Below are 24,562 nucleotides of genomic sequence, written 5' to 3'. Positions count from 1 at the left end.
TTTATAGAAATGAGTACAATGAATCTTTTCATACATGTGCTCCCCAACAATTGCTAAATCAGCACCTGTGTCAATTTTCACTCCGTCAACAACTATATAGTCTTTCAACATAACCTGTATGGTTTTTGCAATTTTTGCACGCAGCAAACAGTACGTCATTGGCGTTTCTCTAAGAATTTCATACCATAAATACAAAAATTTTGTATAATTATTCTTGGAATAACCATATAACGCTATGCTTCTTTGTTTAACATCACATGCTAACAGATGATTAAAACAAAAATTAACGAAGTAATAGTGAAAGGAGTCGAGCGATATGTCAAAAAAAAGACTTATGATTTTAGGTGCTTTATTGGTTCTCGCAGTAATTTTAATCTTGGTCGGTAATCTATTTAGTAAAAAGGATGAGGTATCCCCTATTTCTACTATAAAGGTTGAAAATCATGGTGATGAAAAGAAAAAAAGTGACGATAGTAAAAATGCTGGTCAATTGGGTGACCTTGGGCCACTACCAGATGCAAAGAAAATGCAGAAGTTGCGTAAAGAAGCTTTTAATAACATCGAAATATCTAAAGATAGTTTCGGAAATATGATGGAGAAATTGTCACATAAGGTGATTGACTTTAATATCACTATGCCTACAGCTGATTTAGATAGATTAGTTGTTAAAGAAGAAGATAAAAATATGATTCAATCTATTGCCTTTTACTACGTAACTCCTGAAATTCAAGCTCATGTTTTCAGTATTAATAGTTATTCTTTAGTTGTTTGGGATGAAGATGAATCAATACATGCAGAACCTATTTTAGGACGGACACCTATTCGTGTTGTTACATGGAGGAAAGCTGGTGATATTCCATTTGAAGAGGGTACGAAAGATTACAAGAATTATATGTACTTCGTGAATAAAATCCCTCAATATATATCCACTTTTGAATTTACCGTTAAATAAGATGTACACGAATTAAAGAAAAGAGGATTAGTTTTTAGCCAATCCTTTTTTTATTATTTTAGTGTTTCGTCTGTTTTTTTCACAATATATTCAGGATATGTATCTTTAATCCCTTCTTTATCTGTATATGTCCCTAAAGTGGATGTGAAGAGAGTTAAGTTCTTTTTCCCTTCAACAATCGTATTTCCACCTTCTATGATATCGTCAATATTGATAGATTCATCGGCTAACTTAGCATTTCCCCAATGCCTAATCCAGATGTAATTTGAGAATCAAGATGAATTCTGTTTCCAAAGCCATTACTCATTTGTGCCTTTGTTAGTGGACTCTGTTAGTTAAATAGTTCGTAATACGATCATCTTCCATCCCCTGACTAGGGTTAAGTACATCCTCAGGAAGCATAGCAGGATTAAGCGTAACCGATTTGAGTTCAGGGCACTCATTTCGGGTCCTTTTTGCTACATAATTTGATAAGTCTCCACCAAGGGAATTTCCTGCTACATAGTTTAGATTTGGAAATTCCCTCTTCATTTTCACCAAGTATTGATAGGCATCCTCAAACTGAGGATGCGAAGTATGTGTGGTTACTAAACTCGCATCAGCAAAAAGATCCATGCCTCCATCTTTTTGCGCTTGAGTGCCTTGATATATAACAGCGTATTCTTTACTTTTTAGATTTTGTATTGTTACCGCATTTAGACCTGTATCTTTGTGTTTAACTACATCTACTACCCGATACTTTTTCTTATAAATTTTAATTATAGTACGAGGATCAAGTGTCATATAAACATATTTGCCCGACAAGCGAATTAAATCTTCATCGTTAATGTGGTCTTTTCTATTGATATTTTTAATACTCATAAAGCATTTGACCTTTTAAGTTTATCTGAATTTCATCTTTACCTACATCTGTTCCTTTGTGACTTTTGCCAATACCTGAATCTTTTAAAATTTCGTTACTATTAAGAAAAAACGCATATAAACCAGGCGGAAAGCTTCCGTACTGCTTAAAATTACTAATTAGTTTTTGACCTAACTGTTTATCGGGATCGCTAAATCTTTTTTTTATAAAAAAAGTCAATGTTATTTGAGGCTCAGAAACTTTTAACTCTTTCTCAATCTCTCTTCGCAGTTGCTCACTAGATGAATTATGGTTCTTTTTATACAGTTTGAAAGCAGAAGGAGCTGATAGGTCTGTAATACTTACATAATAATTTGGTCGCACAACTCCCATTTCGAAAACATTCTCAATGGCATCTTGGCGCATCCCTACAACAGGGTACTTCTCTGTCATCTTCTTACAAAATTTTCCTAGGTTTTGAAATTCTTTTTCGTAGGCTTTCACATAAAGTACTGACATAATGGAGCCTTCTACTTTCCCCTCTACTTCACTTACATCACTAATCTTCCCATCTCTCACAAACACAATGACCGACGTATAAAAGGTAGGCAAGTCATCGGAGCTTACGTGAGCGACTACTGCATTTTGAGCGCCTACTAAATTGGTTACTTTTGTATTCTGAAGTTTGTATTTTGTTTTAAGATAGTTCAGCGCAGCCGCGCTTACTTCTTTACGATGACTTTTCGCAAACTGCGACATTTCTTCACCATTTGGTAAGGCGAATGCTTTGCCGTCGTAGTCTTGGACGGGGGTGTATGGAGACGTACTAGTAGTTTCTTCTGCTATGGCGCAGCCGCTTAATAATAGGGAACTTGCAACTAAACTTTTTAGTAGTATGGTATTACTTACCTTGTACATGTATCCTCCTACTCGTTTTTCATTCATCATGTTAAAAAAAAGCAAGAAGAATAATTATTCCTCCTGCTCCTCTCGTTCTAAGGGGTAACCGTTCCCCTTTCTACTTGTTCATTTAAGATATCAATATTATTCTTAATTTTAGCTGCTTGCTTTTGCAGGCGCTCAATGATGTCAGCTTTATTTCCCATTAATTGATAAGAAATGTTTTCAAACTGCAACGACATTTTATTTAGTAAAGTAAGAGCAGAGTAATTTAAAGAAATAACGTTTTCATATTTGGTCCCATGAAAGAGAGCAGTATCAACATAACTTTCAAACTCCAAAAATAATGAATCCATATTATTATTTGCTTTACGAGCAACATTCTTAAATTCTGAGAGTTGATCTAACAAATCTTTAATTTCAGACTGCATATTTTTCAATCCACCGGATTTATGTATTCCGATTTTAATTAAAATGCTCTCTGGAATTAGCACCATGACCATAGCAACATTAAGTGTAGAACTTAATAGCTCAGTAAGTTTTGAATGTAATTGATCAATTGCATTAACTAATGCCTCTAACAGCGGACTTATGGAAACAGCCACATTCTGTGCAAAGTTTTTATAATTTAAGGCTAGTTGCCGCTTTTTAATCCCCATCTTATCAATCAACAAATCTGAAGTAATACATTTATGATGATCTGCCGGAGCAATCACAGCATCTCCAGTATCAATAGTGTTCACTTTGCCTTGAGCAATATTATCAGCTAATTGACGATCTAATTTACCAAATACAGCACTAACACTTTTAGTGGCTGATTGGAAATTACCCACTTGTTTCACAATAATATTCTTATTACTCTTAATAATTTTATAATGGGCAATTAATTCATCAACAACCCCATCAAAATAGTGATTATCTATCCCTCGAAATAATTTTGGTATTTCATCATTTACAACCCTGTCTAGGAACTTATTAATTTGATATATAATATTTTCAATAATTACTATGTAACCTGGAATAGCTTGTATTATACTGAACATTGATATGATTTTTGTCGTCTCTGAAATTACTGCTTGGACTAACGGGTGATGTAAAATTTCGTTAACACGCTGTGAAATCATCATCCATACAGGATTTAACTTTTTCATTACATCTAGTGTTGTATTTTCACCGTTAATCCATTTCATAAATATAGAAAGCAACGGAATTGAATTAATTACTTCGTCAAATTGTAACTTTAACGTTTCTTGCCTATCATCCAGACGACTTCCTTGTTCTTGTACTGTTTTTATAGAGTGTGATAAATATTGATCTGCATTGTGAATAGCTGTGAGAACTCTATCTTCTAGAGCATCTACTAGAATTTGAATGTTCTCGTGATTAATGATTATTTTTTCTTTTCTATCAACACCAGTTGCCTGAAGGGACTCTCCTGTCCAAATATTAGTAGCAATCGCTAAATCAGCAGCTGTCTCAATTTTCACTCCGTCAACAACTAGATAGTCTTTTTCAACATAACCTGTATGGTTTTTGCTTAGCATTTCCCCAATGCCTAATCCAGATGTAATTTGAAAATCAAGATAAATATTTTTACCCGGTATTCTGTTTCCAAAGCCATTACTCATTTGTGCCTTTGTTAGTGGATCTCTGTTAGTTAAATAGTTCGTAATACGATCATCTTTCATCCCCTGACTAGGGTTAAGTACATCCTCAGGAAGCATAGCAGGATTAAGCGTAACCGATTTGAGTTTAGGGTACTCATTTCGGGTCCTTTTTGCTACATAATTTGATAAGTCTCCACCTAGAGAATTTCCTGCTACATAGTTTAGATTTGGAAATTTCTTCTTCATTTCTACCAGGTATTGATAGGCATCCTCAAACTGAGGATGCGAAGTATGTGTGGTTACTAAACTCGCATCAGCAAAAAGATCTATGCCTCCATCTTTTTGCGCTTGAGTGCCTTGATATATAACAGCGTATTCTTTACTTTTTAAATTCAAAACTGTTATTGCATTAAGTCCCGTTTTTTTATTACTTCTAATATTAATCACTTCAAATTGCTTTCTGTTCAAAATTAATCTATCAAATAGTTTAAGGTTTTTGTATGAGTATTTCCCAGCTAAACGAACTAGATCTTCATCATTAATGTATTCTGTTTTTTTAATAATTCGACCTTTATTGGCTTGCAATAGACTCACCTCCCCTTGATATCAACTTGAATTTCATCAATACCTAATTGTGTTCCTTTATAACTTTTTCCGTCACCTTTATCTTTTAATATTTCGTTACTACTAAGGAGAACAGCATATCTCCCTGGGGGGTAATATTTATTCTGTTTAAAATCTTGAATAATTTGCTGACCTAGTTTTTCATCAGGTGGACTATGTTTTTTTTTCATAAAAAAGGTCAGCGCTATTTGAGGATCATTTGCTTTTAACTCTTCCTCAATCTCAATCCTTAATTCCCCACTTGTCATAAGAGGATTCTTCATAAATGAATCATATGTAGCGGGTGCATCAATTTTGAGAATATTAACCCGAAAAAATGGTCGCACAACCCCCGAATCAAAAACGCGCTGTATCGCATCTTCGCGCATCCCTACTACAGGGTACTTCTCGGTCATTTTCTTGCAAAAGTTTTCTAAATTCTGAAATTCTTTTTCATAGGCTTTTACATAAATGCCTGACATAATGGCACTCTCCACATTTCCTTCCAATTCATTAACGTGATTAACCACACCATTTTTCACAAAAACAATGACCGATGTATAAAAGGTTGGTAACTGATCCGAGCTAATATGAGCGACAACCGCATCTTCTGCACCTACTAAATTCGTTATTTTTGCATTTTTAATCTTATATTTTTTATTAAAATAGCGAAGGGCCGCATCACTCACTTCTTTACGATGAGTTTTCGCAAACTCTGACATCTCTGTTCCATTCGGTAATTCCACCGCTTTACCATCATAATCTTGTACAGGTGTATAATAAGATGATTCACTGTCTTCTTTCTTTTTTTCAGTCATACCACAACCTCCTAATAGTAAGCTTACAATCGCTATACTTGTTACGAATGGCACTCTTTTTTTTATGCGCACGCTTCGTAGCACCTCCATAATTTCCCTTTCTAACAGTTTACAAAATAAAGGAATCTTTTGATATACGACGATAGCGCTAAATTACTTTTTAAAAGTATGCCAATTCTCCCTTTTGCGTTTCTTTTTAGTTATACATTTGTACCGCATCTGTATATTTCTTACTATACATTTCCCCAATAAAAACAGCCGACACATTAACCCGCACTTTACACCCCCTTCCCTAGAACAGAAGAGCTATATCTGTTACTATAGAAGGAGTGCAAGAAAAGGAGGAACAAGGATGGCTGAGCAGTTTTCGGTTGCTTTTTTTGAAGAGAATTTTCAACAATATATTGAGCGCAATAAGGATGTGTTTTCGAAAGCGCATGCGATGAATGCATATTATCGCTCGATTGTTGGGACGTTGATCAATGATCATTTAAATAAAAATGGTGAGATTGTACGACGCATTCGAAATTTAGAAGAGGCGTATAACAACGTTAAACATACATAATGAGGGATGATTCTTTTTTACAGCGCACACACGTTTAAACGCTGTGTAAACGGGAATGATGTTGATAGCATAAACATACATTGGAAAGAAGGAATCACCCCTTGCTACATAGAATTATGAGCAAAGGTGCTTTTTGTTTGACCTTTTTTGACCTTTTTTGTATGATGACAGTAACACATGAAAAACAGACCTTTAAAGGAGGAGTACTACTATGAATTTAATACCTACAGTTATTGAACAAACAAACCGTGGTGAACGTGCCTATGATATTTACTCTCGCCTCTTGAAAGACCGCATCATCTTGCTCGGAAGTGCAATTGATGATAACGTAGCTAACTCCATCGTGGCTCAGCTTCTTTTCTTGGCTGCTGAAGATCCTGATAAAGACATTTCCCTGTACATAAACAGCCCAGGTGGATCGATCACAGCTGGAATGGCTATTTATGATACGATGAACTTCATTAAGCCAAACGTATCGACAATCTGCATCGGTATGGCAGCATCTATGGGTGCGTTCTTACTGTCAGCTGGTGAAAAAGGAAAACGCTATGCGCTTCCTAATGCAGAAGTAATGATTCACCAACCGCTTGGTGGTACACAAGGGCAAGCAGCGGATATCGAAATCCATGCGCGTCGTATTATTCAAATGCGTGAACAGCTTAATAAAATTCTTGCTGAGAATACTGGTCAACCACTTGAAGTAATCGAGCGCGACACAGATCGTGATAACTTTATGCTTGCAGCAGATGCTGTGAAATACGGTCTTGTTGACCGCGTCATGACTTCTGTAGAAGAAACTAAATAAGAAATAAGTATAAAGAGACCGCCTCCTATCGGGGGGCGGCCTCTTTTATTAAAGTAGGAGGGAGATAATTGTCTCTATATGACGTGTTAGCCGGGATTGGAGTAATTACCATTTTGCTGGTCCTATTAGGTTTATTTGCAACGACGAAAAAAAGATAAGCCATCTCCTTTTTTAACAGACATGGAGATGGCTTTTCTTATTCTTGTTCGGTTATGAATGCTTCTAATGCTTTCATGGCTTCTGCTTCGTCATGGCCGTCTACGGAAATCGTTAGATCCGCACCAGAACGAATAGCTAAGCTCATAATACCCATAATGCTTTTCGCATTCGCTTTCTTTCCATCTTTTTCTACAAATACAGTGGAACTATAACGGTTTGCTTCTTGCACAAATAAAGCAGCAGGACGTGCTTGAAGACCCGTTTTCAGCAATACCGTTACCTTCTTTTCAATCATCTACTCTCTGCCTCCCTTTCTCTTCTTCTATTCTTTACAGAGATGTTGAAGAACTTTCACGAATTTTAGTAGCAATTTCATCAATTTTCCGGAGACGGTGATTCACGCCTGATTTACTTACCGGACCTGATGAAACCATTTCGCCAAGTTCCTTAAGCGTAATCTCTTGATGGGCAACTCGTAACTCCGCAATTTCACGAAGTTTATCTGGCAGAATTTCTAGGCCCACTTCACTTTCAATGAACTTAATATTCTCTACCTGACGCATCGCTGCACCTACTGTTTTATTTAAATTGGCGGTTTCACAGTTCACCAGTCGATTCACAGAGTTTCTCATATCTTTTAAGATGCGCACATCTTCAAAATACATCATGGCACTATGTGCACCGATGAGTGTTAAAAACTCGGAGATTTTTTCGCCATCTTTTAAATAAATAATATAGCCTTTTTTGCGTTCGAGCATTTTCGCCTTTAGATCAAACGTATTCATGAGCTCTAGCAATGCCACGGTATGCTCTTCATACATGGAAAAAATCTCAAGATGATAACTCGTTTCTGGATGATTAATGGAACCACCTGCTAGAAAAGCTCCGCGCATATACGCTCGGCGACAACACGATTTCTTTTGAATTTCAGCAGCTATACTACGGTTAAAGGTAAAGCCTTCCTCCATAATCGCTAAATCTTCAAGTAACGTGCGCGCCTCTTCTGTTAAGCGGACGATGTATACGTTGTTTTTCTTTAAACGCATTTTCTTACGCACGAGCAACTCAACATCAAAAGAATACACGCGTTTTATAAGCGTATAGATTCTGCGCGCAATCGCCGCATTTTCGGTTGGAATGTTTAACACGAGCTGCCGATTCGAAAAGGTAATTGAGCCATTCATCCGTATGAGTGCCGCAAGCTCTGACTTCGCACAGCAATCTTTCATTTCAAGTTTTGTTAACTCGTTTTTTGTTTCAGCTGCAAATGACATGTGATCCCTCCTTCCATTGGGTGTCATCATGAGGGACATGTGAGTTCAATGGTTCTTTATTCGTCTTTCAAGGGTGCTTTTCCTTTTAAACAACAAGAAATAAGCAACTCTGAAACTCTTTTTGCATTATGGCGAATGAGCGTGCCATAATGAATAATATTTTCACTGATTACTTCATAGCCTAACCCATTTAAGCGCTCTAAGTCGCAAACAACAGGTTCGGCTCCTTCTTCCTTATAGAGCGCGATTGACTCCTCTGAAATCGGTTCATTATTCACAATGACCGTATCAATAATGCCTTGCCCAGCATGATCAATGAGCGCTTGCACATGATCGCTCGCCGTATAATGATTCGTTTCCCCAAGCTGTGTCATCGCATTGCACACATACACCTTTGGAGCAGAGGAAGCATAAAGCGCTTCTTTAATACCGGTTACAAGTAAATTGGGAATAATGCTCGTATACAAGCTACCTGGCCCAACAACAATAAGATCCGCTTCTTCAATGGCATGAATGCTTGCTTGAAGCGGCTCAATATGAGTGGGTGTAAGAAACACTTTCTTAATTTTCTTATCATGAAGTGGAATTTTTGATTCTCCTGTAACTACAGAGCCGTCCTCAAACTCCGCATGAAGCACCACGCTTTTATTGGCTGCTGGTAGTACTTTTCCACGCACATTTAACACTTTACTTAACTCTTGAATACCCATGACGAAATCACCGGTAATATCATGCATGGCTGCTAACAGCAAGTTGCCCATTGAATGCCCGGTGATTCCCTCTCCAATTGTAAAGCGATGTTGAAAAAGTTGTTCTACGAGCGGCTCAACTTCAGAGAGCGCTGCTAGAACATTTCGAACATCGCCAGGTGGGGGCATGTCATATGCTTGACGAAGGCGACCAGAGCTTCCACCATCATCCGCAACGGTTACGATTGCAGTAATATCAACCGCAAACGCTTTTAAGCCACGTAACAAAACGGATAGCCCTGTGCCGCCGCCAAGAACGACTATTTTTGGTATTAAACTCATTTATGACTTATCCTTTCCCATATCCCGGTGGCTGCTTAACGTCACAAATTCTTTAGAAAGTGCATTTTTTATATATTCTGTGAGCGCTACAGAGCGGTGTTTACCCCCTGTACAGCCAATGCCGATAATCAACTGACTTTTCCCTTCTCGCTTATATTGTGGAATCATAAAGTTAAGAAGATCAATCAGCTTTTCTAAAAACGTTTTCGTTTCTGGCCAGCGTAATACATACTCAGAAATATCAGGCTCTAATCCCGTCCGTGGTCTCATATGATCAATATAATGAGGATTCGGTAAAAAACGCACATCAAATACTAAATCCGCATCAATTGGCATGCCATATTTAAAGCCAAATGACATCACATTTACTGTAAACGGATGTTTTGACTCGGAAGAAAATCCTTCGATAATTTTTTCACGAAGCTGAATCGGTTTAAGGTCGGTCGTATCAATAACGAGTTGCGCCCGTCCTTTTAATTCTTGGAGCATCTCCCGTTCTTGCTCAATACCTGAGAGCGGATTGCCACTTTTTGCAAGCGGGTGAGATCTTCTCGTTTCTTTGTAGCGACGAACAAGGGCTGCATCTTTGCTTTCTAAATACATAATTTGCGGTTGAATGTGAGAGTGAACCGACAGCTGATCAAGCACGTTAAACAGCTGATCAAAAAATTCACGTCCTCTTAAATCCATCACGAGTGCTACTTTATTAAGCTTGCCGTGAGATTCTGCCATCAACTCAACAAATTTTGGCAACAAGGCGGGAGGCAGATTATCGACACAGAAAAAACCAAGGTCTTCAAAGCTTTGCATGGCCACCGTTTTTCCTGCGCCTGACATCCCCGTAATAATTACCATTTGTACATCTTGTTTATTCATACTGCTCCCTCCCTTATCGTTTCACTCATTCTATGCTAATTAAAGCGTTACGCTGGATCTAACCGATAAGATAACAATTCAAAATCTGGTGTGTACGTAAACGTACCAAAAATCATTCCTGACCCATGTACCATATAATCAATAATATGATGATCTCCTGGTGCCATTGGCAAGTTTCGAATATCGGATGCCGGTTTCCAAGAAAGTACGCCTTCCTCGGACTCTGTTAGGGCTTCACCTTCAAATTCAGTAGCTAAAAATGTAAACATCATCCACTCTGAAATGATTTTATCTTGTTCTTTAATAATAAAGTTAAATACGCCTTTCAATTGAGGATTTTTCAAATAAATCCCCGTCTCCTCACGATATTCTCGAATCACAGAATCGCGAATCGACTCCTCTGACTCCATTTTACCGCCAGGAGCGACAAACCAGCCTCTTCTTGGCTTTTGTAAGAGAAGAATTTCATTGTCATGTACTAATACACAATTCGTTACTCTTTGCACAGAGTTCACCTCATTAACCGTTACATTACCTTTAGTATACTAAAAAATAACACCTGTCACAACGAACAGACCCTCACGCTATTCTTAAATTTCTATAAACTGATTAGCTTTTTTTCATAAAAAAAAGCACGGAGTGTAAGTTCTCCGTGCCTCAAAAGATAACTTTATCAAAAGGGGGGTATTCTTCTTTCATCATACTCCCTTTTCATTGCAAACGTGTATCACTTTCGTTAAAACAGCATTACGCTTTTAAACGTTCTTTTAGCTCTTCTACGTAATGTTGTGCAGATTGTGCAGCAATACTGCCATCACCTGTTGCCGTTACGATTTGACGAAGTGTTTTTTCACGAACATCCCCTGCTGCGAAAATGCCTGGGACTTTCGTTTCCATAAGAGCGTTTGTTTCAACATAGCCCGCTTCGTTCGTAATCCCAAGATTAAGGAACGCACCGTTTAATGGAAGCATGCCTACATAAATGAAGACGCCATCTGTTTTAAATTCACGTTCTTCGCCAGTTGCTGTATCTACAAGGGTTACACCGCTCACTTTATTGTTTTCGCCGTGAATTTCCTTCACCGTTGTATTCCAAATAAAATCGACTTTTTCATGATCAAACGCACGTTGTTGAAGAATAGGTTGTGCACGAAGCGTGTCACGACGATGAATAATCGTTACTTTGCTTGCAAAACGCGTTAAATATACACCTTCTTCAACAGCAGAGTCACCACCGCCAATAACGACGAGCTCTTTATTTTTAAAGAATGCTCCGTCACATACTGCGCAATAAGATACGCCGCGGCCACCAAGTTCCATCTCGCCTGGTACACCAAGCTTTTTATATTCTGCACCTGTACCGATAATAATCGAACGTGCTTTATATTCTTTTCCACCAGCAACGATTGTTTTATACGCATCGCCGTCAATGATTTCTTTTACATCACCGTATGCATATTCTGCGCCGAATTTCTTCGCATGTTCAAACATTTTATTGGATAATTCTGGTCCTAAGATCGATTCAAAACCAGGATAGTTTTCTACATCTTCTGTGTTTGCCATTTGTCCACCTGGAATGCCACGCTCAAGCATTAGTGTACTTAAGTTGGCTCGTGATGTATAAACAGCTGCTGTCATGCCAGCCGGCCCTGCACCGATAATCACAACATCATAAATTTTCTCTTCGCTCATGTTGATTCACTCCTTTAAACTTCTACATGGAGACGTTTTTTGTACGTTTATCATATCTCCATAAAGCGCTTTCCGTCCATTAATTTGCTTAGTCTGCGCGTTCTAACCCTCTTTTTAAAAATTGAATACGCGAAGACAACATAGAAACCGAAATTCCGTAGCGCTCGGCGATCTTCGCCTGTGTTGTTCCGCTTTTTCTTTTTTTCGATACATAATCGATCGCTGCCGCTAACGCCTTCTCATTGCGAAGCCACGTCGTATCAAATCGTTGGCCGCTCATCAACTCAATCCAAAGAAACGTAACGTCATCGTCAATTGCTGTTTCGTGTTCCTTTAAATAAGAAAGAATGGCTAAGCCATGCTTCATCATGTCAGGAATGGTACTCATTGTCACTTGCTCGTTTTCTTGCGTGATTGTCACTGTTTTAGCGGCATTCATTTCTAACAACAAACTAGCAGCAAGCTGTTTGAGAACAGGGTGTTCTTCCTTTCGCAAACAAAAATCAGTCAGCAACGTTATGCTTTCTGTTGTAGTATCTCCACGAAGCATGCATAAATGCATTAATTTACCTTTATGAAACCCACTTGCTACTTGATTAAAGCGTGCTGCAAACGTGTTTTTAGGCATCTGTTCTTGAGAGACTCGCACCTCGTCAACGGGTATTCGATACTGATAATCTGTCCCGGTTACGACCAATTCGTTGTTAGCTGCCTTTTTTAAATAGTACGCAGCCACTTCTTTACCCGGATCAATTTCTTCAATTTTACGCCACGCTCTCATACCGCGCTCTTTTTGACCCGTCGCATAACAAGAGACCGCTAATAGGTGTAAATAGGCAGGATCATTGCCATAATAATGGCGTTGGATAGAAGATAACCAACGATTAGCATACGCATGTTCATGAAACATGCCAAAGGTTGTTCCGAGCTTATAACGATGATCAGGATGAATAGGATACACATTCTTTAAAGCGTCCATCATCTGTAATGCTTCGCTCTTTTTACCCATATGATCGAGGATGATCGCAATATTGCACAATGCATTTAAGTTGCCGGGGTTTTTCCCTAAAATCGAGCGCAACACGGATAATGCCTCATCGTATTCATCTAAATAAAAATGAGTTAATGCTAAATTGTTATAGGCCGCCCAAAACGTGGGATGCTTTTCAATCAATTTGCCAAGCTGTTTTTTGGCTTCTTTTAAATTTCCTTGCACGATGGACTGCCGAGCTTCCTCGTGCGTTAAGATGAGCTCTTCTTCTTCAGAAAGCGCTTCTGAACCCACTTCAAAATGAATTAATTCTAACAATTCTTTTGCATCTGGTACAAATTCACCGGTTGGATCTTTTTTTATATAAATTGCTGCATAGGCTTCTGCTTCCGAAAACATGCCAAGATGCGCATAATTATTTGCCATAAAGAAATAGCACTCGCTAATGTCTTGTCCCATTGCGTCGATCACTTGTTCTAAATATTCATTAGAGCGATCATATTCACCGATTTCGGCTAACGTAGACGCTAATTGACAATAATAAGTAGGCTCTTCTGGTTGCAGTTCAACTGCACGCTGAAAGAGACGTATCGCTTTTTGATATTCTTTCTGACGGTACGCTTTCATTCCGCGTTGAAAAAAGCGTTCGCCGTCCTGTCTGAAAGGAAGTATGCGCATATCACGTTCCGCGTGTTTTTCCTTTTTCATTTCTTCCTCCAATTCTATGTAAATAAGACGCTATTACATAGCCATTATTTCAAGATTCCGTTCCATTTCAACCGAAAAAAAGTATACCATAGTCCTACTCTTCGGCATACCCTTTTTACATTTGCATTCTTTAAACATTTACCACTTTTCATTGTATCTGATTTCTACTAAAAACACAGCATTAAAAATCACCCTGAAAAACGAAGCTATTACTTTATTCTTCTATTTTTTACTTAGCAACGCTAAAAAACGTGTATTTTATAGGTTTTCCGATGAAAAAGAGTGGAATTTATCGATATAGCACCTTGTTTCCAAAAAAAAAGAGAGATTCCCATTAACGAGAATCTCCCTCTTCTTCATTAATTTTTGTTGCGAATCCAAACAGCTCCAGCAGAGTTATCTTTCGCCTCACCTAGAACGCGAATTTGCAGTCCAAGATTTGGAACTTTACGTCCTGCATCGTCAATGACACCGCCGTCTAATTTGCCATTATAATCTGTGTAATCAATATAGCTACGGCCATCGTCAAACGTTGTTACACCATCTTGACCCTTATAATCGAACATACCACGCGTCGGGTTGTCGACTTTCCAAGCCGGTGTTTTATCGAATGAGAAGGCAGCATCTGCAATTTGGTAACGCGTAGAATCAAATACAGAAGGCACACCGTTTAACTTACCAACGATTGCTTTCGGATGAGAATCGACAACTCCAAGGAATCCTTCGCCTGGGTGATCTGCAACCCAGTTATCATTGAAGCTAGAGTCCGCATACCAAAGTACCATTCCTGTATTATAAACTGGACCACGTCCCGCTTTTAGCGCAACGTCCGCTCCAGCATAGTTACGCCATTCAACGTAATAGTTATGCTCTTTTTGAGCTGTTCCGTTAGATACTTCTGCACCAGAAAGCGTAAGCTTCGGTGTACCTTCTGCATCATCAGAAAGAACGACTTGATCATCTACTTTTACAGAAAGATTATCAAGTGCAAAGCCGTTAAGTGCTTTTCCACCGTCAGTTACATATTCAAATTGAAGCTTCACTTTTTGACCTTTGTATTTGGATAGGTCATAAGATTTATCGACCCATTCTCCGTTTGTAGTATCAGAGCCATCCTCTTCGTTTACAAGCTCATCACCATACACGTCAATCGTATCCGCTGTTCCATCTGCCTTTACAACTTTCACGTTCAGGTAGTCAAAATCTGTTTCAATTTCATACAGCGTTTTGAAATCAACGGTTGCTTTCGTTGCTTTTGTTAAATCAATTTCAGGTGTTGTCATCGTACTGTGAAGATTATCTGCTTTTCCACTGTAATAGAACTTCTTCCCAAACTTAGGCGTAATCGTAGTAACCGTTTTGTCTGGTAAGTTGACTTTAATCATTCCTGGGTTCTCTGACTTGGTTACCGATTGATCGATGGTTTCAATCGTTCCGAGTGAGTTCAGATCTTTAAAGTTTACTTCCTTAATGTTCGCCCAGTTACCACCCAGGTTCTTTTGGAAGTATTCTTTATTTTGCGGAGAGAAGCTTGTAGGTGTTGTACCTGCAATTTCACCGTTCCAGCTACCGCCACTCATGATCGACCAAGATTCAACCGGCTCACCATCACCTGAATACTTTGTATCATACTCATCTGGTAGACCTAGGTCATGGCCAAATTCATGAGCAAATACCCCAACAGCACCGTCTTCAGGCTCTACCGTATAATCGTATGCTTTCATATCTGTACCTTTTACTTTATAAGGAGAGCCAAGCGTCCAGCGGTGTGACCAAATCGCATCGTCACCAAGCTTACCGCCACCTGCTTCTTGACCAACACCAGCATGAATGACCATTAAGTGATCCACGATTCCATCTGGTTCGTTTGTATTGCCATCACCATCAAGATCATATGGATCGAGCTTATCATAATCCGCTAGATTAACCCCTTTGGCTACTGCTGCATCCAACGCGTCTTTAATAAAGTCACGTGGACCTTTAGGACCTTTGTTGTCATTCCCACCCTTTGGAGAATCAGCTCCGTATTCTGCTGCTTTTCCTGGAACTGTTACCCATTCAGAAACTTGACCGTCAACGGTATAGCTTCCACCAGATTGCTCTTCATAGAAATTTTTGAACGTTTCAATCTTCGAACCGTTAAATAGTTCAAATGGTTTCGTTCCAAATAGCATGTTTTGGAAATGTTGTTGATTGAAATCTTTCGAGAACATATAACCTGGTTTTTGATCGATATTATTGTGCTTGAAGTCCGCAAATTCCGCTAATAATACGAGCACTTTATCTTTGCGCACACTACCATCGTAGCCTTTTGGCTTCGCTGGATTAACCTTAAAGGTTCCATTTGGCGTTCCTGGATCAAGGTCAGCTTTGCCTTTTGCTTTGTTTTTCTCCACTTTTTGCTTTTGTTTCATTAAACGATCTTTTGCTTTAAGCTCAATGTTCTTTTTGCTGTTATCAATTTTAAAGCTGTTTCCAGCTGTTTTTTGATTCTTTTTCGCGATGTATTTATCAACAGCTTTCGCGATTTCTTCCTTTGAAGCTGATTTAGCAATCATGCCACGATCCTTTAGCCCTTGCGCTAAACGGTCGCGATCAACGATGTTCATATCGATCGGTGCAGACGCGTTATGTACACCTTCTGAAGTGCTTCCTTGAGCGGCTTCGTGTGCGAGCGCTGCTGGTGACATTAAACTAAGAACAAGGCCAGATGCAAGTACGGATGAACCTGCAGTTTTCTTCCAATTCATAGCTGTTTCCCCCCTAAGAATAATAAAAGAATTTTCTGTTATTTTGTCGGGTGATAAGCCCTAGAACTCATTCTATGATGCTATTCGACATACCTCCCTCGAATCTGCTAGTCTAGCAGACCTATCAAAATTATATCACGAGAAAGATAGCGAATAATAGGTCTTTTTGACTAATAATCATTAATTTTTACAATTTTCAATTAATAATCACCCTATAAAACTATCGTCCTATATCATTTTACACACAAAGAGCTGACGCATCGGGTTTGCGTCAGCTCTTTGTTAGTTCTCACGATGGCGCTTCGTTAAAACGTGTAAAACTTCTTGTAGTGGCACTTTTTGTTCCTGCAATAAAACAAGGACATGATACAATAAATCCGCCGTCTCCCACGTTAATTCTTCTGCCGAACGATTCTTTGCTGCAATAATAACTTCAGCTGCTTCCTCGCCTACTTTTTTTAATATTTTATCAAGACCTTCTTGAAATAAATACGTCGTATAGGCGCCTGCTGGTTGTTCTTGTTCGCGTTGGGCAATGACTGCTTGCAGCTGCTCTAAGATTGTTTGCCTATTCTCCATTCGTAACGGCACATAATCACCATAAGAAGTCGTGCGTGAAAAACAGCTGTCGGTTCCGGTATGACATGCAGGACCTGCTGGTTCAACAATCACGAGAAGAGCGTCTTGATCACAATCAAGCTTCATATCTATGACTCTTTGTCTATTGCCTGACGTTTCGCCTTTATGCCATAGCGTTTGGCGCGAGCGACTATAAAATACGGTCTCACCACGCTTCATCGTTTCTTGAAGAGCTTCTTCATTCATATAGGCAAGTGTTAATACTTCCTTCGTTTCCACATGTTGAACAATGACGGGAAGTAACCCTTGCTTGTCAAAAACAACCTTATCTAGTTGCATCGAACATTCACACCTTTCTTTTTCACGTATTCCTTCACTGCTGTAATGGACGTTTCTTTGTAATGAAAAATACTAGCAGCGAGTGCAGCATCTGCTTTTCCTTCTGTAAATACGTCATAAAAGTGCGCCGCGTTCCCCGCTCCTCCTGAAGCAATGACCGGAACTGATACCGCTTCACTAACTGCTCGTGTTAAGGCATGTTCAAACCCGCTTTTTTGTCCATCTTGATTCATGCTAGTGAGCAGTAGCTCTCCTGCTCCGCGTCGTACGGCTTCTCCTGCCCAGTCCATCACCGTCCATTGCGTGGGCTTACGACCGCCATGTGTATACACCCGCCACGTACCAATTGTCTCATCAAAACGCGCATCAATTGCAACAACGATGCATTGAGAGCCAAAATAACGAGCACCCTGCTCGATCAATCCTGGATTTTCTAACGCGGCTGTGTTTAAGGAAACTTTATCCGCCCCCGCTCGTAAGACAGCTTTCATCGCTTCTACTGAAGAAATACCGCCCCCGACAGTAAACGGAATAGCGAGTGTCTGAGCAACACGCCGCACCACATCTAGCATCGTTTGTCTGCCTTCATGAGAAGCGGAAATATCGAGAAATACAAGCTCATCGGCACCTGCAGCATCATAAAAAGTGGCCAGTTCAACCGGATCCCCCGCATCGCGAAGCTGTACGAATTGAATGCCTTTCACAACGCGTCCTTCGCTTACGTCTAAACAAGGAATGATTCGTTTTTTTAACATATCGTCACCTTCTTAAGCGCTTCACGTAAAGTAAACTGTCCTGTATATAATGCTTTTCCTATAATTGCCCCCGCAATGCCAGCTTCATCTTCCTGTAGCGCTTGTAAATCGTTCAGTGATGAAATGCCACCCGATGCAATGACTTGCTTTTGGGTCGCCTCTCTAAGCTCAGCAATGCGCGCTTGATTGGGTCCACTTAACATGCCATCACTCGCAATATCGGTAAAAATAAACGTTTCTGCACCTTCTTCAACGAGTGCTTTTGCGAGTTCAGTAGCCTTTATAGACGATGTTTGTAACCAGCCATGCGTAGCAACGTAGCCATCTCTTGCATCAATGCCAATGGCAATCGCCTCTTTGTATTGTCGCAACATTTGCGAAACAAAAGAAGGTTGCGCAATGGCTGCACTGCCGAGAATTACACGCTTAACTCCGTGTGAAAGATACTCGTACACATCACGTTCGGTGCGAATGCCACCGCCTACTTGAATGGACACGTCTAGTGTGGTTGCCGCCTGCGTGACGAGGCTGTGATTGCGTCGCTTGCCTTCTTTTGCTCCATCTAAATCAACCATATGGAGCCATTGCGCGCCCTCTTCCACAAATGCTGCCGCCATATCTAGGGGTGCCTCACTATAAACCGTTTCTTGAGCATAATCTCCTTGAAGTAGCCGCACACATTTTCCGTCTCGTAAATCTATTGCAGGATATAAAGTCAATGAATTCATAGTTCCCTCCGTGATCTCATACAGTAATTTTGCAAAATACGCATGCCGGTTCCTCCGCTTTTCTCCGGATGAAACTGCGTACCAAAAATATGGCGGCCATCGCTAACGATCGCAGGAACCTTCTCTTCACCATAGGTAGCCGAAGCAATGACTGTCTTTTCATGCGCCGGCTTGACGTAATATGAATGCACGAAATAAACATCAGCATTCTCGCTATCATCTACTAGCGACGATGCTTGCTTAATCTGTAACGTATTCCACCCCATGTGTGGCACTTTATAACGGACACCGCATCCATCAACACCAGGAAAGCGTACAACACGTCCTTGTAATAATCCAAGACCGGCTGATACACCATGCTCCTCACTTTCTTCAAACAATAATTGCATCCCTAAACAAATCCCAAGCAGCGGTGTACCTTGTGCTGTTGCGTTTTGAATAAACGTTGCTAAGCCTGTTTCATTCAATAAACGCATCGCATCACCAAACGCTCCGACACCAGGTAATAGTAACCGATCAGCCGTCTTTAGCACCTCCGGATCCTGACTACAGACGTAGGGTACATGAAGCCGTTCGAGGGCAGCGGAAACAGAGTATAAATTGCCCATTCCATAATCAATAATTCCAATCATTTATAAGCTTCCTTTCGTTGATGGAACACCACGAACGCGTTCATCTCGCATCGTTGCCTCATCAAGCGCTTTACCAAACGCTTTAAAAACCGCTTCAATCATATGATGCGTATTGCTGCCATAATGAACAATAATGTGTAGATTAATGCGCGCTTCTAACGCAAGTTTCCAAAAGAACTCATGCACAAGCTCTGTGTCAAACGCACCTACTTTTTCGGTCGGAAACGTAGCCCGAAATTCAAGATGTGGTCGATTGCTAACATCTACAATGACTTGGGCAAGCGCATCATCCATTGGAATAAAACTGTTGCCAAATCGCTTGATGCCTCGCTTATCACCGAGCGCTTTTTGAATGGCGGTTCCTAAACAAATCCCAATATCTTCTGTCGTATGATGATCATCAATTTCGGTATCGCCTTGTGCTCGCAAGGAGAGATCAAATAAGCCATGGCGGGCAAACCCTTGTAACATATGATTTAAAAAAGGAACGGGACTTTCAATCGCTGCGTTTCCTTCACCATCTAAATTGATCGAAAGCGCAATGTTTGTTTCATTTGTTTGTCGTTCTATTTCATAGTTGCGTGACGTCATTTATTGTTCCTCCAATCGAAGTTCAACTGCGCGTGCATGTGCCTCAAGACCTTCTAACCGTGCAAAGGCAGCAATTTTTTCACCGTGATGCTTCAATGCCTGTTGACTATAAGCAATGACACTGGACTTTTTCACAAAGTCATCGACACTTAAACCCGAAGAAAAGCGTGCACTGCCACTCGTTGGCAGGACATGATTACTGCCGGCAAAATAATCGCCAACCGGCTCCGAGCTATAGCGACCGAGAAAAATAGCACCTGCGTGCTTAATAGAGGCAAGTTCTTGATAAGGATCACGAGTCATAATTTCTAAATGTTCCGGTGCGAGTTCGTTAATGATGTTAATGCCTTCTTCTATTGAAGAGGCAACATAGATCAATCCATACGTATCGAGTGCTTGGGCAGCAATGGCTCGTCGCGGGAGCTGCTCTAGTTGAAGGGCAACGTGTTGCTTCACCTCTTGTGCTAACGTTTCACTCGTTGTAACGAGAACAGCCGCTGCCCGCACATCATGCTCTGCTTGTGATAATAAATCAGCAGCAACGTAGGCGGCATTCGCTGTTTCATCTGCTAAAATAGCAATCTCACTCGGTCCTGCGAGCGCATCGATGCCTACCGTACCGAACACTTCTTTTTTAGCTAAGGCGACATATAGATTTCCCGGACCAACAATTTTATCAACCGCTGCAATGGATTGTGTACCATAAGCTAAGGCACCAATTGCTTGAGCACCACCAACTTTATACATTTCATGAACGCCACATTCATTCGCGGCGACAATCACAGCCGGTGTTAGCTTTCCATTACGCATCGGTGGCGATGTAAGTACGATGCGAGAGACTCCTGCAACCTTTGCTGGAATGACGCCCATTAATACAGAAGATGGGTAGGCCGCTGTTCCCCCAGGTACATAAACACCCGCCGCAGCAAGAGGCGTTACCTTTTGCCCCAATAGTGTTCCTTCTTCATTCGTCATGAACCAAGAGGCTCTCACTTGGTTTTTGTGATACGTTTCAATGTTTTGTGCCGCTTCTTTTATCAGTGTAATGGTCTTTTGATCAATCGCTTCATATGCTTCTTTTATTTCTTGCTCGCTCACTTGTAAGGATGAGAGTGTTACGTGATCGAACGTTTTCGTCCACTCTAGTAAAGCTGCATCACCTTCTTTTTTTACTGATGCTAAAATGCGTTGCACAGCTTCACGTTCAGAATCAATGTTATCTTCTAAATTTCGTGTAACCGTCAGTGCATCACCTGTTCGTAAAATCTTCATCTCTCCACCTCCATCTACTACACAATTTCCTTTAATCTTTCTACCATTTCTTGAATTTTCGGACCTTTCATATAGTAACTTGCACGATTTACAATCATTCGAGAAGTGATCTCACTTACTTTCTCAAATTCTACGAGTCCATTTTCTTGAAGTGTTCTTCCGGTAGAAACGATATCGACAATGCGATCGGCAAGTCCGATTAATGGAGCAAGCTCAATTGAACCGTTCAGCTTAATAATTTCCACTTGCTCACCTTTGTCACGATAGTAGGCCGCAGCTACCTTTGGATATTTCGTAGCAATTTTAGGTGTTACCACATCTAATGTCTGGCCTGAAATGCCTGCGACAGCGAGATGACAGGCACTAATTTTTAAATCGAGCACCTCATAGACATCTTTTTGTTCTTCAAGCAACACATCTTTCCCAGCAATCCCAACGTCACAAACACCATGTTCTACATAGGTAGGAACATCCATTGGTTTTGCTAAAATAAACGTTAATTGTGCTTCTTCACTCGTTAAAATGAGTTTTCGAGATTGCGCAAATTCTAAAGGTAACGGAAAACCTGCTGCGCGCAACAGCTGTAGTGCCTCTTCAAAAATCCGCCCTTTTGGCATGGCGATCGTTAACATGACTCCCCCTCCTGATGCGTGTCTAACATATAAGTCACTGATGAAAAACGGCGTGTGAAGTGATCCATTTCATCGATTCCTCTTACATCTTGTAGAACAACCGCGCATCCGTTACGCCGTAACGCCTGCGCTTTTTCGTAAGCTTCTCTTCGCAAAGAGGGACTGTAAATAATACATTCTTGCTTGTTTTGAATTCCAGAAGGAGGCAATGCCTCCATCACATCATCTATGGAAAGAGCAAAGCCAATCGCTTTAGCGACACGACCAAACGTTTGTAGCAAATGATCATATCGTCCTCCCCTGCAGAGAGGAAACCCATAATTCGCTGTATAGCCTTCAAATATAATGCCTGTGTAATAGCTCATATGACTTCGTAAGGAAAAATCAAAACTCACTTTTTCTTGCACACCGTACATATTCAGTACGTCAAAAAGATGGTCAATTTCCGCTAATAAAGGACTGCTATTTTGGGCCCCGATCGCTTGCGCTTTTTTTAGCGTCTCTTTGCCTCCTTTTAATTCTAAAAGCGCTAACAGGCGCTGTTCATTTTGTGCAGACAGCGATAAATTTTTCACATGATGGGTATAGCCAACGTAATTTTTCTCATATAAATAGCGAAGAAGCAGATCCACGTCTTCCTCTTTGCTAAGAATGTCTGTAAACAGCGCATCTACAAAGCCAACATGCCCAATGGCGATTTTACAATCACGCAAGCCAATTTCTTCAAGCAAGGCAATCATCAGGGCAACAATTTCTGCATCAGCACTACTAGTTTTGTCACCAATAAGTTCCACGCCCATCTGTTCAAATTCAGCCGGTCGACCGCCCTCCTTTTGTAGTGAACGATACACCGGAGAATCATAGGCAAGGCGAAGCGGAAAGGGCTCCTTTTTCATAATGGAAGAAACAACTCGGGCAATCGGTGCTGTTACATCTGGCCGTAATACTAGCGTCTGTCCTTCTGCATCAAGCAACTTAAATAACTGATGATCCGCAATGGACGAAGTGACACCTACCGTATCGTAATATTCTAATGCCGGCGTTTGTAAAAACGAATATCCCCATTGCACGATTGAGTTCATAAGGACAGAACGAATGTTATGCTTTGCATCATATAACGGGGGAAGGGTATCTCTCATTCCAACTGGCTTTTCAAACATGAGCGGTTTTGTCATACTTTCACACCTTTTCGTAAAATCCTTTAGTTCGCTAACATACTACCAAGATAAAATATACCCCGTAGTCTACACGTGTTTTTTAAATACGTCAACTAAAAAAGAACAAGCAACAGCCGTTTCAATTAGCATTTGCCGGGAATACTACGTAATGAGAATGCACTTGCCGTCACTCTTGGTAAGAAAGGAGCTACTTTTATTGGTGAATCGAATTTTTTTTATATGCTTAGTCGTTGGCATTCCATTATCACTTGCTGCTAACTTCTTGCATTGGCCGGCAGTCCTATCGTTTATCATCTATTGCTTAACGATTATTTCGCTTGCTTCTTATATGGGAAGAGCTACGGAAAGCTTAGCGATTATTGCGGGTCCACGCATTGGGGGCTTATTAAATGCAACGTTTGGTAATGCCGTTGAACTCATTATTTCAATCTTCGCTTTAAAAGCGGGACTACTCTCGGTTGTGCTCGCTTCGCTTACTGGTTCGGTGCTCGGTAACTTGTTGCTTGTTGGGGGCCTTTCCTACTTTATTGGCGGTTTAAAATATAAACGGCAAATGTTTAATGTGTATGATGCGCAGCATAATGCTGCCTTGATGATTTTCGCGATTGTTGTTGCCTTTGTATTTCCAGAGGTTTTTTCCTTACGTTTAAGTCACGCTGAATCTTTTACATTAAGCATTTGGGTTTCGATCATTATGATTATTTTGTACTTAGCTGCTCTCTATTTTAAACTCGTTACCCATCGAGGAATTTATGTTTATAAAATTGAGGGAGCTCCTAATGAGCATGACGATGAAACTGCTGATTGGAGCAAGAAAAAAGCGATTACGGTGCTCGCTTTAGCAACGGTTGCTGTTGCTTTTATTTCTGAAAGTCTCGTTCATACGTTTCAAGAGGTTGGCCGGACGCTCGGCTGGAGCGAAACGTTTATCGGCATCATTATCGTTGCGATTGTCGGGAATGCAGCCGAACATGCGTCTGCTGTCGTGATGGCCTATAAGAATAAAGTCGGTGTTACTTTTGAAATCGCGGTCGGCTCAACGCTACAAATTGCGATGTTTGTAGCACCCGTTCTTGTCTTATTATCGATCTTTTTTCAAAAACAAATGCCGCTGATCTTCTCTATTCCTGAGCTTGTATCTATGGTTTTAGCTGTTTTTTTAACGATTTCATTAACCAATGACGGTGATACAAACTGGTTTGAAGGACTTACTTTATTAGCAGCCTATGTAATTATGGGGGTTGGTTTTTACTTATTGTAGAGGGGAAATTTCACTTGGAGTTG

General features: G+C 40.3%; 24 protein-coding genes. 4 read left to right on the top strand and 20 right to left on the bottom strand.

The window, feature by feature from the left end; genetic code table 11:
- Positions 1-316 precede the first annotated feature (316 nt).
- Positions 317-952 carry a hypothetical protein gene (locus A374_RS02225; RefSeq protein WP_007200545.1) on the top strand — a complete coding sequence of 212 codons (636 nt, stop codon included), beginning with the start codon at positions 317-319 and terminating at the stop codon, positions 950-952.
- A gap of 318 nt (positions 953-1,270) precedes the next feature.
- Here A374_RS02225 and A374_RS02220 read toward each other — a convergent pair whose 3' ends face one another.
- From A374_RS02220 to A374_RS02205, 4 genes are read right to left on the bottom strand one after another with little or no spacing between them, the layout of a single operon-like run.
- Complete coding sequence (locus A374_RS02220; protein WP_007200544.1) at positions 1,271-1,813, bottom strand: Mbeg1-like protein; 543 nt, start codon at positions 1,811-1,813, stop codon at positions 1,271-1,273.
- Complete coding sequence (locus A374_RS02215) at positions 1,803-2,741, bottom strand: DUF1672 family protein (RefSeq protein ID WP_040340247.1); 939 nt, start codon at positions 2,739-2,741, stop codon at positions 1,803-1,805. Before A374_RS02215 ends, A374_RS02220 begins: the two co-directional genes overlap by 11 nt.
- Before the next feature lie 47 nt (positions 2,742-2,788).
- Positions 2,789-4,885: an SA1320 family protein gene (locus A374_RS02210; RefSeq protein WP_007200542.1), complete on the bottom strand. Its 2,097-nt coding sequence runs from the start codon at positions 4,883-4,885 to the stop codon at positions 2,789-2,791.
- Positions 4,886-4,890: 5 nt separating this feature from the next.
- Positions 4,891-5,721 (bottom strand): DUF1672 family protein, encoded by an 831-nt coding sequence (locus A374_RS02205; protein WP_007200541.1) that lies wholly within the window; start codon positions 5,719-5,721, stop codon positions 4,891-4,893.
- A gap of 352 nt (positions 5,722-6,073) precedes the next feature.
- Here A374_RS02205 and yvfG point away from each other — a divergent pair, with 352 nt between their 5' ends.
- Both yvfG and clpP read left to right on the top strand, forming a co-directional pair.
- On the top strand, positions 6,074-6,286 hold the full coding sequence (yvfG, locus tag A374_RS02200; RefSeq protein ID WP_007200540.1) for a protein YvfG: 213 nt from the start codon (positions 6,074-6,076) through the stop codon (positions 6,284-6,286).
- Positions 6,287-6,497: 211 nt separating this feature from the next.
- Positions 6,498-7,091 carry an ATP-dependent Clp endopeptidase proteolytic subunit ClpP gene (gene clpP, locus A374_RS02195; RefSeq protein WP_007200539.1) on the top strand — a complete coding sequence of 198 codons (594 nt, stop codon included), beginning with the start codon at positions 6,498-6,500 and terminating at the stop codon, positions 7,089-7,091.
- 196 nt (positions 7,092-7,287) lie between these two features.
- Here the strand turns inward: clpP and A374_RS02190 are convergent, their stop codons facing one another.
- The 16 genes from A374_RS02190 to A374_RS02115 form a co-directional block, all read right to left on the bottom strand.
- Complete coding sequence (locus tag A374_RS02190; RefSeq protein ID WP_007200538.1) at positions 7,288-7,545, bottom strand: HPr family phosphocarrier protein; 258 nt, start codon at positions 7,543-7,545, stop codon at positions 7,288-7,290.
- A 34-nt stretch (positions 7,546-7,579) separates the two neighbouring features.
- On the bottom strand, positions 7,580-8,524 hold the full coding sequence (whiA, locus tag A374_RS02185) for a DNA-binding protein WhiA (RefSeq protein WP_007200537.1): 945 nt from the start codon (positions 8,522-8,524) through the stop codon (positions 7,580-7,582).
- A gap of 56 nt (positions 8,525-8,580) precedes the next feature.
- On the bottom strand, positions 8,581-9,555 hold the full coding sequence (locus tag A374_RS02180) for a gluconeogenesis factor YvcK family protein (protein WP_007200536.1): 975 nt from the start codon (positions 9,553-9,555) through the stop codon (positions 8,581-8,583).
- Positions 9,556-10,431: an RNase adapter RapZ gene (gene rapZ, locus A374_RS02175; RefSeq protein WP_007200535.1), complete on the bottom strand. Its 876-nt coding sequence runs from the start codon at positions 10,429-10,431 to the stop codon at positions 9,556-9,558.
- A gap of 47 nt (positions 10,432-10,478) precedes the next feature.
- Entirely contained in the window at positions 10,479-10,937 is a 459-nt protein-coding gene (locus A374_RS02170) for an 8-oxo-dGTP diphosphatase (protein WP_007200534.1), read from the bottom strand.
- A gap of 241 nt (positions 10,938-11,178) precedes the next feature.
- The gene (gene trxB / locus A374_RS02165) at positions 11,179-12,123 is read right to left on the bottom strand and encodes a thioredoxin-disulfide reductase (protein ID WP_007200533.1); all 945 of its coding nucleotides are present in this window, start codon (positions 12,121-12,123) and stop codon (positions 11,179-11,181) included.
- A gap of 88 nt (positions 12,124-12,211) precedes the next feature.
- Positions 12,212-13,822 (bottom strand): tetratricopeptide repeat protein, encoded by a 1,611-nt coding sequence (locus A374_RS02160; RefSeq protein WP_007200532.1) that lies wholly within the window; start codon positions 13,820-13,822, stop codon positions 12,212-12,214.
- 359 nt (positions 13,823-14,181) lie between these two features.
- Positions 14,182-16,572 (bottom strand): immune inhibitor A domain-containing protein, encoded by a 2,391-nt coding sequence (locus A374_RS02155; RefSeq protein WP_007200531.1) that lies wholly within the window; start codon positions 16,570-16,572, stop codon positions 14,182-14,184.
- Between the two features lie 282 nt (positions 16,573-16,854).
- Positions 16,855-17,490, bottom strand: coding sequence for a bifunctional phosphoribosyl-AMP cyclohydrolase/phosphoribosyl-ATP diphosphatase HisIE (gene hisIE / locus A374_RS02150; RefSeq protein WP_007200530.1), 636 nt, complete (start codon positions 17,488-17,490; stop codon positions 16,855-16,857).
- Complete coding sequence (hisF, locus tag A374_RS02145) at positions 17,481-18,245, bottom strand: imidazole glycerol phosphate synthase subunit HisF (RefSeq protein ID WP_007200529.1); 765 nt, start codon at positions 18,243-18,245, stop codon at positions 17,481-17,483. The genes hisIE and hisF overlap by 10 nt, the downstream gene beginning before the upstream one ends.
- Positions 18,239-18,973 (bottom strand): 1-(5-phosphoribosyl)-5-[(5-phosphoribosylamino)methylideneamino]imidazole-4-carboxamide isomerase, encoded by a 735-nt coding sequence (gene hisA / locus A374_RS02140; protein ID WP_007200528.1) that lies wholly within the window; start codon positions 18,971-18,973, stop codon positions 18,239-18,241. The genes hisF and hisA overlap by 7 nt, the downstream gene beginning before the upstream one ends.
- Entirely contained in the window at positions 18,970-19,605 is a 636-nt protein-coding gene (gene hisH, locus A374_RS02135) for an imidazole glycerol phosphate synthase subunit HisH (protein ID WP_007200527.1), read from the bottom strand. The genes hisA and hisH overlap by 4 nt, the downstream gene beginning before the upstream one ends.
- Positions 19,606-20,196 carry an imidazoleglycerol-phosphate dehydratase HisB gene (gene hisB, locus A374_RS02130; RefSeq protein WP_007200526.1) on the bottom strand — a complete coding sequence of 197 codons (591 nt, stop codon included), beginning with the start codon at positions 20,194-20,196 and terminating at the stop codon, positions 19,606-19,608.
- A complete protein-coding gene (hisD, locus tag A374_RS02125; protein WP_007200525.1) occupies positions 20,197-21,468 on the bottom strand; it encodes a histidinol dehydrogenase in 1,272 nt (423 codons plus the stop codon).
- Between the two features lie 17 nt (positions 21,469-21,485).
- Positions 21,486-22,100, bottom strand: a complete 615-nt coding sequence (gene hisG, locus A374_RS02120) for an ATP phosphoribosyltransferase (RefSeq protein WP_007200524.1) — start codon at positions 22,098-22,100, stop codon at positions 21,486-21,488.
- Complete coding sequence (locus A374_RS02115; RefSeq protein ID WP_007200523.1) at positions 22,094-23,275, bottom strand: ATP phosphoribosyltransferase regulatory subunit; 1,182 nt, start codon at positions 23,273-23,275, stop codon at positions 22,094-22,096. Before A374_RS02115 ends, hisG begins: the two co-directional genes overlap by 7 nt.
- 199 nt (positions 23,276-23,474) lie before the next feature.
- Between A374_RS02115 and cax the strand changes: the two genes are divergently transcribed.
- Complete coding sequence (cax, locus tag A374_RS02110) at positions 23,475-24,539, top strand: calcium/proton exchanger (protein WP_040340246.1); 1,065 nt, start codon at positions 23,475-23,477, stop codon at positions 24,537-24,539.
- Positions 24,540-24,562 lie beyond the last annotated feature (23 nt).

Origin of the sequence: Fictibacillus macauensis ZFHKF-1 (genome assembly GCF_000269865.1) — a bacterium.
Lineage (GTDB): Bacteria > Bacillota > Bacilli > Bacillales > Fictibacillaceae > Fictibacillus_C > Fictibacillus_C macauensis.
This window is presented reverse-complemented; position numbering and strand designations above follow the sequence as displayed.